Annotated in this window: 16 protein-coding genes; 7 read left to right on the top strand and 9 right to left on the bottom strand. The window is 59.8% G+C overall.

All coding sequences use genetic code 11. The annotated features are described in order from the left end of the window. Positions 1–12: 12 nt before the first annotated feature. The 9 genes from FN828_RS13010 to FN828_RS12970 form a co-directional block, all read right to left on the bottom strand. The gene (locus FN828_RS13010; protein ID WP_408033805.1) at positions 13–708 is read right to left on the bottom strand and encodes a response regulator; all 696 of its coding nucleotides are present in this window, start codon (positions 706–708) and stop codon (positions 13–15) included. A 143-nt stretch (positions 709–851) separates the two neighbouring features. Then, on the bottom strand, positions 852–2,615 hold the full coding sequence (locus FN828_RS13005; RefSeq protein WP_142493908.1) for a PQQ-dependent methanol/ethanol family dehydrogenase: 1,764 nt from the start codon (positions 2,613–2,615) through the stop codon (positions 852–854). A gap of 287 nt (positions 2,616–2,902) precedes the next feature. Continuing rightward, positions 2,903–3,325 carry a c-type cytochrome gene (locus FN828_RS13000; RefSeq protein ID WP_142493907.1) on the bottom strand — a complete coding sequence of 141 codons (423 nt, stop codon included), beginning with the start codon at positions 3,323–3,325 and terminating at the stop codon, positions 2,903–2,905. 152 nt (positions 3,326–3,477) lie between these two features. Continuing rightward, entirely contained in the window at positions 3,478–4,017 is a 540-nt protein-coding gene (locus FN828_RS12995) for an SEL1-like repeat protein (RefSeq protein WP_142493906.1), read from the bottom strand. 75 nt (positions 4,018–4,092) lie between these two features. Beyond that, positions 4,093–4,884, bottom strand: a complete 792-nt coding sequence (locus FN828_RS12990; protein ID WP_142493905.1) for an ABC transporter permease — start codon at positions 4,882–4,884, stop codon at positions 4,093–4,095. Beyond that, positions 4,881–5,600, bottom strand: a complete 720-nt coding sequence (locus FN828_RS12985; RefSeq protein WP_142493904.1) for an ABC transporter ATP-binding protein — start codon at positions 5,598–5,600, stop codon at positions 4,881–4,883. The genes FN828_RS12990 and FN828_RS12985 overlap by 4 nt, the downstream gene beginning before the upstream one ends. Continuing rightward, positions 5,597–6,034, bottom strand: coding sequence for a hypothetical protein (locus tag FN828_RS12980; protein WP_142493903.1), 438 nt, complete (start codon positions 6,032–6,034; stop codon positions 5,597–5,599). The genes FN828_RS12985 and FN828_RS12980 overlap by 4 nt, the downstream gene beginning before the upstream one ends. An 18-nt stretch (positions 6,035–6,052) precedes the next feature. Beyond that, entirely contained in the window at positions 6,053–7,012 is a 960-nt protein-coding gene (locus FN828_RS12975) for a YVTN family beta-propeller repeat protein (protein WP_142493902.1), read from the bottom strand. Beyond that, positions 7,009–8,184: an ABC transporter substrate-binding protein gene (locus FN828_RS12970; RefSeq protein WP_142493901.1), complete on the bottom strand. Its 1,176-nt coding sequence runs from the start codon at positions 8,182–8,184 to the stop codon at positions 7,009–7,011. Before FN828_RS12970 ends, FN828_RS12975 begins: the two co-directional genes overlap by 4 nt. Before the next feature lie 162 nt (positions 8,185–8,346). Here FN828_RS12970 and pedF point away from each other — a divergent pair, with 162 nt between their 5' ends. From pedF to tig, 7 genes are all read left to right on the top strand, one after another. Continuing rightward, positions 8,347–9,024 (top strand): cytochrome c-550 PedF, encoded by a 678-nt coding sequence (gene pedF / locus FN828_RS12965; protein ID WP_142493900.1) that lies wholly within the window; start codon positions 8,347–8,349, stop codon positions 9,022–9,024. An 18-nt stretch (positions 9,025–9,042) separates the two neighbouring features. Beyond that, positions 9,043–9,945 (top strand): substrate-binding periplasmic protein, encoded by a 903-nt coding sequence (locus FN828_RS12960; RefSeq protein ID WP_142493899.1) that lies wholly within the window; start codon positions 9,043–9,045, stop codon positions 9,943–9,945. 73 nt (positions 9,946–10,018) lie between these two features. After that, positions 10,019–10,561, top strand: a complete 543-nt coding sequence (locus FN828_RS12955; RefSeq protein WP_142493898.1) for a CoxG family protein — start codon at positions 10,019–10,021, stop codon at positions 10,559–10,561. A gap of 28 nt (positions 10,562–10,589) precedes the next feature. After that, positions 10,590–11,075 (top strand): (2Fe-2S)-binding protein, encoded by a 486-nt coding sequence (locus FN828_RS12950; protein ID WP_142493897.1) that lies wholly within the window; start codon positions 10,590–10,592, stop codon positions 11,073–11,075. A gap of 23 nt (positions 11,076–11,098) precedes the next feature. Continuing rightward, positions 11,099–13,471, top strand: coding sequence for a xanthine dehydrogenase family protein molybdopterin-binding subunit (locus tag FN828_RS12945; RefSeq protein ID WP_142493896.1), 2,373 nt, complete (start codon positions 11,099–11,101; stop codon positions 13,469–13,471). Between the two features lie 25 nt (positions 13,472–13,496). Then, positions 13,497–14,282, top strand: a complete 786-nt coding sequence (locus tag FN828_RS12940; RefSeq protein WP_142493895.1) for an FAD binding domain-containing protein — start codon at positions 13,497–13,499, stop codon at positions 14,280–14,282. 258 nt (positions 14,283–14,540) lie between these two features. Next, complete coding sequence (tig, locus tag FN828_RS12935) at positions 14,541–15,878, top strand: trigger factor (RefSeq protein ID WP_142493894.1); 1,338 nt, start codon at positions 14,541–14,543, stop codon at positions 15,876–15,878. The last annotated feature ends 5 nt before the right edge of the window (positions 15,879–15,883 follow it).

Raw genomic sequence — 15,883 nt, 5'->3', positions numbered from 1 at the left:
ATGGTACGCGCCTCAGGCGCGGTCTTGCAACACGCTGGTGAAGCTCGCCTCTTTGGCGATCAGCACAGCTTGCGTGCGGCTTTGGACCCCCAGCTTCCGCATGATGGCGGTGACATGCGCCTTGACCGTGGTTTCGGCAATCGACAGGTCATAGGCGATTTGCTTGTTCAGCTTGCCTTCGCAGATCAGTTGCAGAATGCGGGCTTGCTGATTGGTCAGCGTGGCCAGCCGTTCCAGCGTGTCGGCCTGATTGGGGCTGGCGGCACGGTCCAGCAACACATAACCCGCCGGAATGAAAATCCCACCATTGCGCAACACGTCGAACGCGGCCTGAAACACCTCTCGCTGGCTGTGCTTGGGGACAAACCCGTTTGCCCCGGCATGGATCACGCCGCTGATCACCCGGTTGTCCGCCATTGACGACACCACCACGATCGGGCTGTCCGTTGCATTGCGAATGCGCACCAGCCCGTCCAGCCCGTTCACATCCGGCAGGTTCAGATCCAGCACCACCACATCGGGCGCCCCCTGCGCCGCGATATGATCAATCGCCTGTTCCAGCGTGGCCGCCGTGTCGATTTGGCCAATCCCCGCGCTGGATCGCAGCGTCATCGACAAGGCGTCGCAAAACAGGGGGTGATCGTCGACGATCAGGGCGGTTTCAAAGGTCCGGCCAATATATGTGTGCTGGGGTCTCATGGCTGTCATTCGCGCTGTCTGTGCTGCTGTCATGGAAAAGGGCTAACAAACGGTAACAAACGGGCCGCCACGGGCCTATATACCTAAAGGTCGTATAGCAAAACGCGCGCCCCGGATAGGGCGCGCGTGATCTGTTCAGGTTGTGCGGTGGTTTATTGCATCGCCAGTTGTTTCGGCAGCTTGAATGTCCAGACCATGCCGCCCTGGTTCAGGTAGTTCACCTTCTTGGCGACTTCGCCGCCCCACAGCGGCACCGCGCCACCCCAGCCGGACACGACCGAAACATATTGTTCGCCATCCATTTCCCAGGTCACGGGCTGTCCCACGATGCCGGACCCGGTCTGGAACGACCACAGCTTTTCGCCGGTTTCGTCATCCAGTGCGATAAACTCGCCCTCGGGGGTGCCAAAGAACACCAGACCGCCTGCGGTGGTCATCACGCCACCCCACAGCGGGGCATCGTTTTTATATTCCCACTTCCAATCGCCGGTGTCGGGGTCAATCGCTTTCAGCGACCCGATGTGATCCTCGTAGTTGGGCTTGATGGTGAACCCGGCCCCCAGATAGGCGGCGCCTTTCTTATAGGTGATCGGTTCATTCCAGATATCCATGCCCCATTCATTCGATGGCACATAGAAATTCCCGGTTTTCTGGCTGAACGCCATCGGCATCCAGTTCTTACCCCCCAGGAACGACGGAGAGGCAAAGATCACCTCGCCCTTTTTCCCATCGGCCGAGGCGGACGGATTTCCGGGGCGGTTGCCTTCGTTGAACATCGGGCGGCCGGTGTCATCAATCCCGCTGGCCCATGTGATGTCTTTGACAAACGGGGCGGCGCGGACGAATTTGCCGTCTTCGCGGTTCAGCACATAAAAGAACCCGTTGCGGTCTGCCGTGGCGAAACGCTTGTTCCCCGAACGGTCGGTATAGGCGACGACTTCGTTCACGCCGTCATAGTCCCAGCCTTCGCGTGGGGTGGTCTGATAGTGCCACTTGATTTCCCCGTTTGCCGGATTGATCCCAACGCGGCTGGCGGCATACAGGTTGTCGCCCTTGTTGCCCTCGGTCGGGGTGCCTGCATTGCGCAGGTGGCTGTTCCACGGGGCCGGGTTGCCCGCGCCAAACACCAGCGTATCGGTGTCCGCGTCATACGATCCGCCCAGCCATGTCGCGCCGCCGCCGGTTTTCCACATATCGCCCGGCCATGTTGCGTTCAGCGTGCCGGTCATTGTGGATTCTTTGCCGTTCAGCGTCCCCATGTGGCCTTCGATCATGGGGCGGGTCCAAACCAGATCGCCGTTCGCGGCGTCATAGGCGTAAACCGTGCCGACAATCCCGAATTCACCGCCAGAGTTGCCCACGATCACCTTGCCATCCACCACCAGCGGGGCGGCGGTATAGGAATACCCGGCCTTGTAATCGGCAATCTTCTTGCGCCATTTCACATCGCCGGTTTTCAGATCCAGCGCCACCAGACGCGCGTCCAGCGTGCCGAAATAGATGTTATCGCCAAAAATCGCAGCGCCCCGGTTGATCACGTCACAGCAGGGCAGGATACCTTCGGGCAGGCGGGCATCGTATTGCCACAGTTCCTTGCCGGTATGTACGTCAATCGCATACAGCCGCGAATACGACCCGGTGATATACATCACGCCGTCATAAATCAGCGGCTGGGTTTCCTGTCCGCGCTGTTTTTCGCCGCCCAGCGAAAACGCCCACGCGGGCATCAGGTTTTTCACGGTTTCCTTGTTCAGGGTTTCCAGCGGGCTGTAGCGCTGCAAATGCCGTCCCATCCCGTTTGTGACCACCTGTGTCGTGTTGGTCTGGTCGGTGTTCAGATCGTTCTCGGTCACGCCTGCAATGGCAGTGGTGGCTGCCAGAAAACTTGCGGCGACCGTCAGTATGAACCGGTTCATCGGTGTCCTCCCTTGGGTGTTATGCGCAGCCCAAGCGCCTTCCGATCGGACGCAGCTAAGGCTTGGAGGCATTATTTAAGCGCAAGGGGTGCGGCGAAATTGCACAAAGGTCGTAAGACCCTTGAATAGGGTAGGTTGAGCGCCGATGAACATTAGCCGTATTGTGTTATATCAGTTGGTTATTGATCAATCTTAAAGTATTGGATGCAGGTTTGTCCATGCTGTGATGGTGTTGAATTTGCGCGCAAAACCACCCCCGGACCGGAATGGCCGGGGGTGGTGCAGACTCAGTTGTCGATGGCCTTGCCGTCGCGGGTGGTGATGGATCGCAGATAGGCCAGAATGAAATCCTGCACGGTGGGATCGGTGATCCCGACATGGCGCATTTTCGTGCCGGGCATGAAGCCCTGATTGTCCGCCATCCACGCCCGCAGCGCGGGTTCCGTCCAGACAATGCCGGATGCTTCCAGCGCAACCGAATAATCGTAATCAGGGTAGCTGCCTGCTGCCCGTCCGATCACGTTTTCCAGTGGTGGACCATAGCTGTCATGCTGCGCATCCGTGGCGTGACAGCGGCGGCATTCGGCGGCGAATAGCTGTTCCCCGGCGCTGATTTTCACTGCCTCGAACGTGGCATCACTGGCAATCGCGGGCAGGGCGGACAGGCCCAGAAGGGCGGCGAACAGGGGATAAAGGGGGGCGTGTTTCATGGGTGTCTCCTGAATTGGGGTTGCCATGAAGATAGCTTCTGTGGTTCTGTCTGTTTGTTGATAAAGATCAATAAATCCAGTTGGTTAACTACGACTTTAGTCGTAAAAACATCTACGACTTTGGTCGTAGATGGGGCGTTTCAGCCAATCTGTTAAAACAGCGGCGCATATTTCCAGTTGTCGGCGTCCGGCGTTACCTCGTCCAGATCATACCCCGCGCCTTTTAGGCGTTGGGCGATGTCCAGCCCGTCGCGTGCGGCCTGATCCACATAGGCGCGGCCCCGTGCCGTATCCTGTGCCACGCCATGACCGCGCAGCAGGTCCAGACCGTAGTTGAATTTGCCCACCGGATCGCCCGCATTGGCGGCGCGGCGGTCCCAATCGGCGGCGGCGTCGGGGTCATATTCGCCGCCCAATCCGTTGTTATCCAACTGGCTCATCCATGTCATTGCGCCGGTATAGCCAGCGGCGGCGCAGGCCTCGAACAGTTTGCGCGCCAGCGCGTGCCGCCCGGATTTGGTGATGTAGTAGCCCGTGGCGCAGGTGGTCATGTCCAGCACGCCTTCGTCCACGTTGCGCATCACCCGGCCCAATCCGGTGTCCTGCGGGTTCAACACCCCGCCCGGATCGTCATCCTGTGCAAGGGCAGGCGTGGCAATGCCAAGCATGGCAATCAGGATCATGGGTTTCATGGCGCTCCTCCTTGCGGATAGCATAGCGCAAAACCCGGTTTCCCCGCAGCGTTGTATGGTCTTACGACTTTGGTCCTATCCCTTGCGCTGCAACAATCCCCGCGCCGGATCATAGCCCCACAGCGCCAGCCCCATCAGCACTGCCCCCGCCAGACAGGTCCATCCCGCCGCGGTCCAGTTCGTCTGGGCATAGAGCGCAAAGCGGATCACCTCGACCGCGTGGGTGAATGGGTTTAGCGCACAGATGTCATGCAGCAGGGCAGAGCTTTCGGCCATTTTCCACAGCGGATACAGGGCGGAGGACAGGAAAAACATCGGGAAGATCACGAAATTCATCACCCCGGCAAAATTTTCCAATTGCGATATGGTGGACGATAACGCCAGCCCCAGCGCCCCCAGCATCACCCCCGCCAACACCAGCGCAGGCAGCACCGCAATATAGCCCAGCAGCGGAAAGGTAATGCCATATAGCGCGGCAATGGCCAGAAAGGTGTAGACCTGAAAACAGGAAATCACGGTGGACGCAATCAGCCGACAGGTCAGCAGCCACCAGCGCGGCAAGGGGCTGGTCAGCAACAACCGCATAGATCCCATTTCCCGGTCATAGACCAGCGACAGCGAGCTTTGCATTCCGTTGAACAGCACGATCATGCCGCACAGCCCCGGCACGATGTAAATGTCATAGGTGATATAGGTCTGATAGGGCGGCGTAATCGACAGACCCAACGCGGCGCGAAACCCTGCGGCAAACACCACCAGCCACACCAGCGGGCGCACCAGTGCAGCGACAAAACGGCCCCGTTGACGGGTAAAGCGCAGCGCCTCGCGCAGGGTGATGGCGTATAGGGCGGTCAGATAGGCCGTCATGCGCTGGCTCCTGTCAGGGTCAGGAAATAATCGGGCAGAGGCGTTGGCCCGCGCAAGGCACCACAGTTTCCATCGGCCAGAATGCGCCCCTGATGCAAGACGATCAGCCGGTCGCTATCGCGCACCTCGTCGCTCAGGTGGGTGGCCCAAAGCACGGTCAGCCCTTCGGTGCTGGTCAGGTCGTGAACGTGATCGGTGATTGCCCGGCGGGCTGCGGCATCCAGCCCCACCGTGGGTTCATCCAGCAACAGCACCGAGGGGCGATGGATCAGGCACCGGGCGATTTCCGTCCTGCGCCTGTGCCCACCGTTCAGATCGCGGGCGCGTTCATGGGCGCGGTCCGCCATGTCCAGCCGTTCCAGCGCCGCCATGATCCGATCATGAGCCTCGCGCCCGGAAATACCGTGCAGCGCCGCGAAATAGGACAGGTTGCGATAGACCGATAAATCCAGATCCAGCGTGGTTTGCTGAAACACAACGCCGATCTGCGCCAAGGCCTTGCGCGGGGTGCGGGCCAGATCATGCCCCGCACCCCTGATACGCCCCTGTTGGGTGGTAAACAGCCGGGTCAATAGGGACATCAGCGTGGATTTACCCGCGCCATTCGGTCCCAGAAGCGCACAAAATTCCCCCGGAGCCACGTCAAAACTGACCCCGTCCAACGCCTGTTTGGCGCCGTAGGTAAAGCACAGGGACTGGACGGAAAGGCCGCTCACTGAATGGTAATCTCCAACCGCTGCGTGTCGCCGGTGCTGCCCGGCACCTTCAGGTAATAGCGCCCCGGTTTGATGGCGATAAACCCGATTTCCATTTCCCCGGCTTCATCGAATTCCACGCTGTCCAACCCAAGGGGGCGGATTTCCAATCCTTCGACCACGATTTCATCAATCCAGATCGCGCGAAAAAACTCCGGCCCGATCAGCGCCAGTTCCTGACTGCCGTCGCCCTGAATTTCAAATTCGTAATAGGTGCCGGATTGTAGAACCCAAGGCCCATCGGCCAGCGGCATTCCGGCGCTAAGCGTGATGGGGGGCAAGTCCTGTTTGTTTTTGGCAGACAACAACCCGGCCATGCCGAATTTTGGCCCTTCGCTTTCGGCCAATGCGGCAAAGGGCAGGGCGCAGGCGGCCAATATCATCAGGGCTTTCATAGGGTGTCCTTTCATGGATCAGGGGCGCAGCGCCGCGCCCCAGGGGAAGCGGCCAACTTTGATGGTTTTCATGGGTTTGCGGCTGGCTACGTCGATCACGGTGACATCGCCAGAGACGCCATTGGTGGTGAACAACAGGGATTTGTCGGCGTTGAACGCCATATGCCAGACCCGGCGACCGACAAGGATGTATTCCTCTACCTCAAAGGTTTCGGCGTTCACCACGGCCACATGGTTCGACGGTCCCAGCGCGACAAAGGCGGTTTTTTCATCGGCGGTGAATTCAAACCCAACGGGCTGCACCCGGTCGGGGTGAACGCCTTTGACCTTGAAATGAATCTTGGCCTTTTCGGCTTTGCTGGCCACGTCAAACACGCTGACCGTGCCACCGATTTCCGCGCTGACCCATAGCTGCGTGCCATGCGCGGCGAATTCGGCGTGACGCGGGCGGGCATCGACCAGCGTGTTCGCGACGATCTGGCGAGTTTCCGTGTCGATCCAATGCGCCATATTGGTAGTTTCTGATGTGGTGATGGCGATTGTTCCATCGGGGGATACGGCCATGCCTTCGGGTTCAATGCCCACGTCAATCTGGGCGATAACCTGTCTTGTTTCGGTATCCACAACGGTGGTGATCGCGTCATCTTCGTTGGCGATATACAGATGGCGGTCATTGGGGTGCAGCACGAATTGTTCCGGGTCTTCGCCCGAGGGCAGGTTATGCAGAACCGCCCCGGTGGTCGGGTCCATCACCTGCACCGTGTCACTGTCCGAGGCACAGATATACACCCGGCTGAAATCATGGCTAAAGGTGATCCCGCGCGGGCGTTCCCCGGTGGGGATGGTGCGCGTAACCGCCAGCGTTGCCACGTCAATCACGCTGATTGTGTTGTCTTTTTCATTGGTGATCCAGATTTCCTCGGCCCCGGCGGGGGCAGCGCAAAGCGCCAGAAAGAGGGGCAGTAAACAGTGTTTCATTGGAATGCCTTGCATGTGGTTTCGGGCGCGTCGCGGCCCAATGTGTCCAATTCCGAGCGTTGATGCAGAAAGCCGGGCAAGGGGGCCTGGACCACCATTGCATCGCCGCTGATCAGCGGAATGGGTTGGCGCAATTGTCCGTTCCACGGGCGGAACGACAGCGGGCGGCCCTTGAACGCGGCCAGTTGAAACGCATCGGACAGCAAATAGCTGCGCAGGGTCGCCGGGTCGGATTGCCCGGTCCGGGTGGCGGCTTCGGCCAGTGCGCGCAGGGCGGCCCATGCGGCGTAATCTTCGGGGTGCATGTCGCGGCCTGTCTGATCGTGGAAACGGTTTTGCATCTGCACCGCGCCCCATTGTTCCACCACCCGATCCCACGCCACGGGAACCAGTGCCGCCGATCCGGCCACGGGGCGGGGCAGCCATGTGTTATAGGGGATGTAGCGGGCAAAATCGCCTAATTCGTCCGCGACCAGCAACAGATCGTATTTTCCCAGATCTTGCGTGAACAGCGGCACCTCTTGGGCTGCGTTCCGCCGCATATCCGCGTCAAAGGTCCATGTTTTGCGGGGGCCGATTTTCAACCCGAACTTGGCGGCGCTGCGGTCCAGCGCGGCGGCAAAGGCCGCGTCTTCGGGGTGCGCCCCCTGAATCAGCGCCAGATCGGACCAGCGTTTTGACATGATGAATTGCATCAGCGCATCGGTGCGCATGGCGTGGCTGGGCAGGGTGTGAAACAGGTTGCCCCGGCAATCGGTATCGCGCAGCGCATCATCCGGGGCGGTGACGTTGAACAACAGTGCTGCCTGTGCCGCAGGCAGGTCCGCCACCGCCAGCACATCCGGGGCGGGCATATCCAGCAGCACCAGATCGCTGCCCGCCAGCACCCCCAACGCGGCGGGGATGACATTGCCTTCGGGGGGGACGCTGATCACCGATAATTCATAGCTGTGACCCAGAAATTTGCCTGTGGTCTGGCTGTCCTTCAGCGCCAGTTCCGCCCCGGCAATGCCCAGATCGTCGGGGATCGGGGACAGGTTGGACAGAACCGGCGGGTGGGTCCGTTCGTGCCGCAAATAGGCGATGCGCAAGGAAACGTCGCCAAACGCGGATTGCGCCCCCACACAGACCGATAGCGCCAGCACAGCGGCCCTGCATAACAGCCGTTTCATGTTCCGTCCTCCCTGTTGGGGAAAGCGTAGAACCAGCGGACAGCCCCCCGCCATTCGACCAAAGTCTTGCTTTTGCGGGGGATTGAACCAAGGTCGAATATCCCTGTCGGCAAGTTGCGGTTTAAGTGCCTTCAAAACCAAGCGACCGGGAGGATTTCACAAATGAAACGCATGACTGTCACCGCTCTGGGGCTGATCGCTGTGGCTGGCATGGCGCTGGCGCATGGGGATGTCGCGCCGCAGCCGGTGAACACCGATGCCCTGCCTGATGTGGGCGAAGAATGGCTGAGCGAAAACCCATACCGCAGTCAGGGGGATCAGGTTTGGCAGACGGCGGTGGACATTGGGTCCAGCGGCTATAACCAGAACTGCGCCCGCTGTCATGGGCTGGGTGCGGTGTCGGGCGGGTTGGCCCCCGATCTGCGGTATCTGGAGGCCGAAGAATACGGCGATGAATGGTTCGTGGAACGGTTCCAGACAGGATATACCCAGAACGGGATTACCAAGATGCCCGCTTTTGGGGAACTGCTGGGTCAGAAAGCCGCGTGGGCCATTCGCACCTATATTGAAACGCGCCCCGATGATGGCGAACTGGATGAATTCTCCACCCGTCTAAAGGAAATCCGCGATCAACTGGCGGACATGGCAAAAGGCGGTGCAGGGGATACCGCCGCGCTGCACAGCGAATTGCAATCCATTGCCGATCAGGTGGAAACCGGATCGGGGGCGCCGCTGGCTGACAGCGTGGCTTATCGCGCGGCCCATCTGATTTCTGGCGCAAACCCCGATTATCATGCCGCCGCCGAGGCGCTGACAATCGGCCTTTCCGCAGCGCATTAAGCGGAAAAAGGGGGGCACATGATCGCAAATTTCCTCTCCCTCGGACTTGTGACAAGTCTGGCACTTTTGGCAGGTTCCCCATCCCTTGCCCGGTGCGGTGATTATGTGCCCCAACCTAAACCCCAGAATGTCGCGCGCGATGTGGTTGGGGCTGATCTGGATGCAATACAGGCGCAGGGGTTCATGACCTTTGCCGCCTATGAAAACTTCCCGCCGTGGTCATTTGAACAAAACGGCGAAATCACTGGTGTGGATATCGACATCGCCCGCCTGATTGCGGCGGATATTGGTGTGGAACCGCGATTCAAACTGGTGACTGCGGGCGAAACGCTGGAGGCGGATTTGCGTAACTGGGTGTGGAAAGGCCCGGTTGTGGGCGGGGCCGTCGCCAATGTGATGTTGCACGTTCCCTATGACAGCGAATTTACCTGTCGGGTGGAACAGGTCGTGTTCACCGGCCAATATCATGTGGAACAGGTGGCAATCGCCTATCGCAAAGATGCCTATCCTGACGATCCGCCTGTTCCCGCGTATTTCCGGTTCGATAGTGTCGCGGTGGAAAATGACTCGATCGCGGATTTTTATCTGTCGGCTTTTCCGGGCGGTCAGTTGGGCCAGCATGTGCAACGCTATGCGGATTATACGCAGGCGATGGGCGCATTGGCGCGTGGGGACAGCATGGCCGCGATGGGACCGCAGGCCGAACTGGAATTTGCCCTGACCGATGCGCTGGACCTGCACACACCGCCCTTGCCCGGATTTGCCAAGGCCCGCTGGACCATCGGTGTTGCTTCTCATTTTGCTTATAAACCATTGGCTTATGCGGTGGATGACGCGATTTACGCCGCCATGCAGGATGGCCGGATTGCCGCGATTTTCGCCCGCTATGGCCTGACCTATTCGCCCCCTGCTTTGCGCTGACCCCCTGCTTTGGTCGAATAGCGCACGGCCCCTGAAACCTGCCTAAATCGGCAGACGGACATGGAGACCCCAAATGGAACTGAAGGATACCCGCGAAATCGCCGCCCCCCGCGCCGCTGTCTGGCAGGCGTTATTGTCTGCGGATGTGCTAAAGGAATGCGTTCCCGGCTGTCAGGAAATGACCGGCTCTGCCGAAGATGGGTTCGAGGCCACGGTGGTGCAGAAGGTCGGGCCGGTAAAGGCGACCTTCAAGGGGGCGGTCACGCTGTCCGATATTGTCGAAGGCAAAAGCCTGACGCTGAGCGGCGAAGGTAAGGGCGGCGCGGCTGGCTTTGCCAAAGGCGGCGCACGGGTCACATTGGCCGATAACGGCGCAGGCACCGCGCTGCATTACGAGGTGGACGCCAAAGTGGGCGGCAAGCTGGCGCAACTGGGCAGCCGGATCATCGACAGTTTCGCGAAAAAAATGGCCGATCAGTTTTTTGAATGCTTTCAGGCCGAGGTCGAGGGGAACGCAGCCCCCGCCGAAGCGCCCGAAGCTGACCCGGCAGAAAATGCCGAAACCACAGAGGCACCCGCCAAGAAAAGCCTGCTGAAACGTATGTTCGGCGGCTGATCCAAGCAATCGCATTAGGGAGGACCAAATGACCAAAATCACAATGACCGTGAACGGCAAGACCCGTTCGGGCGACGCCGAAGGGCGCACGCTGCTGGTGCAATTCCTGCGTGACACGCTGGGGCTGACTGGCACTCATGTGGGCTGTGACACCAGCCAATGCGGCGCTTGTGTCGTGCATGTGAACGGAAAAGCCGTGAAATCCTGTACCATGCTGGCCGCCGAGGCCGATGGGGCAGATGTTTCCACCATCGAAGGACAGGCTGCGCCGGATGGCACGCTGAATGCCATTCAACAGGCGTTTCAGGATCATCATGGGTTGCAATGCGGGTTCTGTACGCCGGGCATGGTGATGTCTGCGGCAGCGCTGTTGAAGGACAACCCCAAGCCGACGGAAACCGAAATCCGTCACTATCTGGAAGGCAATATTTGCCGCTGCACCGGGTATCATAACATCGTCAAGGCAATCATGGCGGCGTCCGGGCAGGACGTGGGCGCCATCGCAGCAGAATAACACAAGGACAGGGAGGACCAGACATGCCCAAAGACGGAGGCATCGGCGACAGCACCAAGCGCCGCGAGGATATCCGGTTTCTGACCGGGGTCGGCAACTACACCGACGACATCAATATTGCCGGGCAGACCTATGCCTGTTTTCTGCGCTCGGACGTGGCGCATGGCACAATCAACAGCATTGACACCAGCGCCGCCGAAGCGATGGACGGGGTGGTGAAAATTTTCACCGCTGCGGATTTTGCGCAGGCCGGTGGCATTCCCTGCGGATGGCAGGTGACAGACCGTTTCGGCCAGCCGATGCAGGAACCCAAACACCCCATTCTGGCCGAAGGTAAAGTCCGCCATGTGGGCGACCCGATTGCCGTTGTCGTGGCCGAAACCGCCGAACAGGCCCGCGATGCGGTCGAGGCGATCGAGGTCGACATCGAGGAGCTGGAGCCGGTCCTGAACATGAAGGACGCGCTGGCGGATGGTGCCACCAAGGTGCATGACGATCTGACCAGCAACCTGTGTTACGACTGGGGCTTTGTCGAAGAAAACCGCGAAGCCGTGGATCAGGCGATCAAATCGGCGCATCATGTCACCACGCTGGAGCTGACCAACAACCGTCTGGTGCCGAACCCGATGGAGCCGCGCGTGGCCGTGGGGCAATATTCCCGCGCCAATGATGAATATACGCTGTATACCACCAGCCAGAACCCGCATGTGATCCGACTGCTGATGGGGGCCTTCGTGCTGGGCATCCCCGAACATAAGCTGCGCGTTGTGGCCCCGGATGTGGGCGGCGGTTTCGGGTCGAAGATCTATCACTATGCCGAAGAAGCATTCGTGACCTATGCCGCCAAAGTGGTGAACCGTCCGGTGAAATGGACCTCCTCCCGGTCCGAGGCGTTCATTTCGGATGCGCATGGGCGCGACCATGTGACGAAAATCGAACTGGCGATGGATGAAAACCATAAGTTCACCGCCGTGCGTACCGACACCTATGCCAATATGGGCGCGTATCTGTCGACCTTTGCGCCGTCTATCCCAACGTGGCTGCATGGCACGCTGATGGCGGGGAACTACACCACGCCGCTGGTTTATGTGAACGTAAAGGCCGTGTTCACCAATACGGTTCCCGTCGATGCCTATCGCGGCGCTGGGCGACCCGAGGCGACGTATCAATTGGAACGCGTGATTGATAAAGCTGCGCGCGAGATTGGGATGGACCCGGCAGAGCTGCGGCGGCTGAATTTCATCAAGCCCGATCAGTTCCCGTATCAGACCCCGGTGGCGGTGATGTATGACACCGGCAACTATGATGCGACCTTGGATAAGGCGCTGGAAATGACCGACTACGCGAATTTTGAATCGCGGGCGGCGGAATCCAAGGCGCGGGGCAAGCTGCGTGGGTATGGGCTGGCCCATTTCATCGAGGCCTGCGGTATCGCGCCGTCGAACCTTGTGGGGCAGTTGGGCGCGCGGGCGGGCCTGTATGAATCCGCCACCGTGCGAGTGAATGCGACCGGGTCCATCAGCGTGTTTACCGGCAGCCACAGCCACGGGCAGGGGCATGAAACCACCTTTGCCCAAGTCGTGTCGGAAATGATCGGGATTGATGTCAGCCTGATCGACATCGTGCATGGCGACACCAGCAAGACCCCGATGGGGATGGGGACTTATGGATCGCGGTCTATCGCGGTGGGTGGCTCGGCTATGGTCCGGGCGACCGAAAAGATCATCAACAAGGCGAAAAAGATCGCATCGCATCTTCTGGAAGCGTCCGAGGCTGATATTGAACTGAAAGACGGACAATTCAGCGTGGCTGGCACCGACAAATCGGTGGCATGGGGCGATGTGACCCTGGCGGCCTATGTGCCGCATAACTATCCGCTGGAAAGTCTGGAACCGGGGCTGGAGGAAACGGCGTTCTATGACCCGTCGAATTTCACCTATCCGTCCGGGGCTTATGTGTGCGAGGTCGAAGTGGACCCCGACACCGGCAAAGTGGATATCCTTGGCTTCACCGCTGCGGATGATTTTGGCAACGTGATCAACCCGATGATCGTGGCCGGTCAGGTGCATGGCGGTGTGGCGCAGGGGATCGGACAGGCCTTGCTGGAAAATACCGTTTACGATGAAAACGGTCAGCTTTTGACCGGGTCGTTCATGGATTATGCGATGCCGCGGGCTTCTGACGTGCCATCCTTCAGCGTGGACCATTCGTGTCAGACGCCCTGTACCCACAACCCGCTGGGCGTCAAAGGCTGCGGCGAGGCCGGGGCGATTGGCAGCCCGCCTGCGGTGGTCAATGCCGTGATCGACGCGCTGCAACGCGGTGGTTACAACGTGGATCATATCGACATGCCCGTCAGCCCGTCCCGCGTGTGGGCGGCGATGCAGCAGGGTTAAGACCGGACAGGAAAGGAACAAAACCATGTATAATTTCGAGTTCGTGAAACCCGCCACCGTGGACGAGGCCATCGCGGCTCTGCGCGAAGAAGACGCGCAGGCGCTGGGTGGGGGGCAAACCCTGTTGCCGACGATGAAACAACGGCTGGCGATGCCATCAAAGCTGGTTTCGCTTGGCGGGATTGCCGATCTGGTCGGGGTGTCCTCTGATGGGGCGACGCTGACGTTGGGCGGGGCGACCCCCCACGCTGTCGTGGCGTCCAATGCCGGGGCTTATCCGGCGTTGGCAGCTTTGGCCGGGGGGATTGGCGATCCGGCTGTGCGCAACCGTGGCACCGTGGGCGGCAGTCTAGCCAATAACGATCCGGCCGCCTGTTACCCGTCAGCGGCGCTGGCATCAGGGGCGACCATCGTCACCAATGCGCGGGAAATTGCTGCGGATGATTATTTCCAAGGCCTGTTTTCAACGGCGCTGGACGAAGGCGAGATCATCACCGCAGTCCGGTTCCCCATTCCGCAACGGGCCAATTACCAGAAGTTTGAACAGCCTGCCTCGCGCTTTGCGCTGGTTGGGGTGTTCGTGGCGCAATACGCTGATGGGGTTCGCGTGGCCGTCACCGGCGCGGGCAATGATGGCGTGTTCCGCTGGTCCGAGGCCGAAGCGGCTTTGTCCGGCAGTTTCACGCCCGACGCTGTTGATGGGTTGTCATTATCCGGGGACGATATGATCGGTGACTTGCACGGCACCGGAGCCTATCGGGCGCATCTGGTGAAAGTCATGACAAAACGGGCAGTCGCGGCCTGTAACTAAGTGATGGACAAACAAATGGAGGGCGCACTGGCGACAGAGCGCCCTTTTTCGTTGTGAACGGTTCTGGGCCGCCGCGTATGGCGCGGGCTGCGGTCTTTGCTGCCGGTGCTGCAACGCAGAAGCGCCAAACAGGGCCAAATGCCCCGCTTTGACGCGGGATTCGCGCTTGCACCCTTGCCTTTCTGCCCCTAGAAGACGGCGAGATTTCGGCGCCTCAACGGGGGCCGCCACCGAATGTACCGAGAAGGAAGAGATAACATGCAGGTCACCGAGACCCTGAACGAAGGCCTGAAGCGCGGTTACGAGATCACCGTCACGGCGGCCGAACTGGATGCGAAAGTCACCGAAAAGCTGACCGAAGCCCAGCCCGAGATCGAGATGAAGGGCTTCCGCAAAGGCAAGGTGCCGATGGCGCTGCTGCGCAAGCAATTCGGCCAGCGTCTGTTGGGCGAAGCTATGCAGGAAACCATCGACGGTGCCATGAACGAGCATTTTGAAAGCTCGGGCGACCGTCCGGCGATGCAGCCGCAGGTCAACATGGTGGATGGCGAAAACTGGAAAGAGGGTGACGATGTCAAAGTCACCATGTCCTATGAAGCCCTGCCGGAAATCCCCGAAGTCGATTTTTCCGACGTCGAGCTGGAGCGCATGGTCGTGAAAGCGGACGATGCCGCGATCGACGAAGCCTTGGCCTCGCTGGCGGAAACCGTATCCGACTGGAAAAAACGCCGCAAAGGCACCAAGGCGAAAGAAGGCGATCAGGTCGTCATGGATTTCGTCGGCAAGGTGGACGGCGAAGCGTTCGACGGCGGTTCGGCCGAAGATTACCCGCTGGTTCTGGGTTCCAACAGCTTTATCCCCGGTTTCGAGGATCAGCTGATCGGTGAAGCCAAAGAAGGCGAAGAAATGGACGTGAACGTCACGTTCCCCGAAGAATACGGCGCGGCCAATCTGGCTGGCAAAGCGGCTGTATTCACCTGCACCATCAAAGCCGTGAACGAGCCGGTCGCGGCTGAAATCAACGACGAGCTGGCGCAGAAATTCGGTTCGGACGATCTGGCCGCGCTGAAAGGCCAAGTAGCCGAGCGTCTGGAAGCTGAATATGCCGGTGCATCGCGCGCTGTGCTGAAGCGCAAACTGCTGGACGTTCTGGATGGCAAAGTGTCCTTCGACCTGCCGCCGTCGCTGGTGGAAGCCGAAGCCAACCAGATCGCACATCAGCTGTGGCACGAAGATAACCCCGAGGTCCACGACCACAACCACGGGAACATCGAAACCACCGAGGAACACACCAAGCTGGCAGAACGCCGCGTGCGTCTGGGCCTGTTGCTGGCCGAGATTGGCCGCAAGGCCGAGGTGGAAGTCACCGATGCCGAGATGACTCAGGCGATCATGAACCAAGCCCGCCAGTATCCGGGCCAAGAACGCCAGTTCTTCGAGTTCATCCAGCAGAACCAGCAGATGCAGCAGCAACTGCGTGCGCCGATCTTTGAAGACAAGGTCGTGGATCACGTTGTTGAACAGGCCAAAGTGACCGAGAAAGAAGTGTCGAAAGACGATCTTCAAACTGCGGTCGAGGCACTGGACGACGAATAAGTCCT

The organism is Thalassovita litoralis, from assembly GCF_900182725.1.
Lineage (GTDB): Bacteria > Pseudomonadota > Alphaproteobacteria > Rhodobacterales > Rhodobacteraceae > Thalassobius > Thalassobius litoralis.
This window is presented reverse-complemented; position numbering and strand designations above follow the sequence as displayed.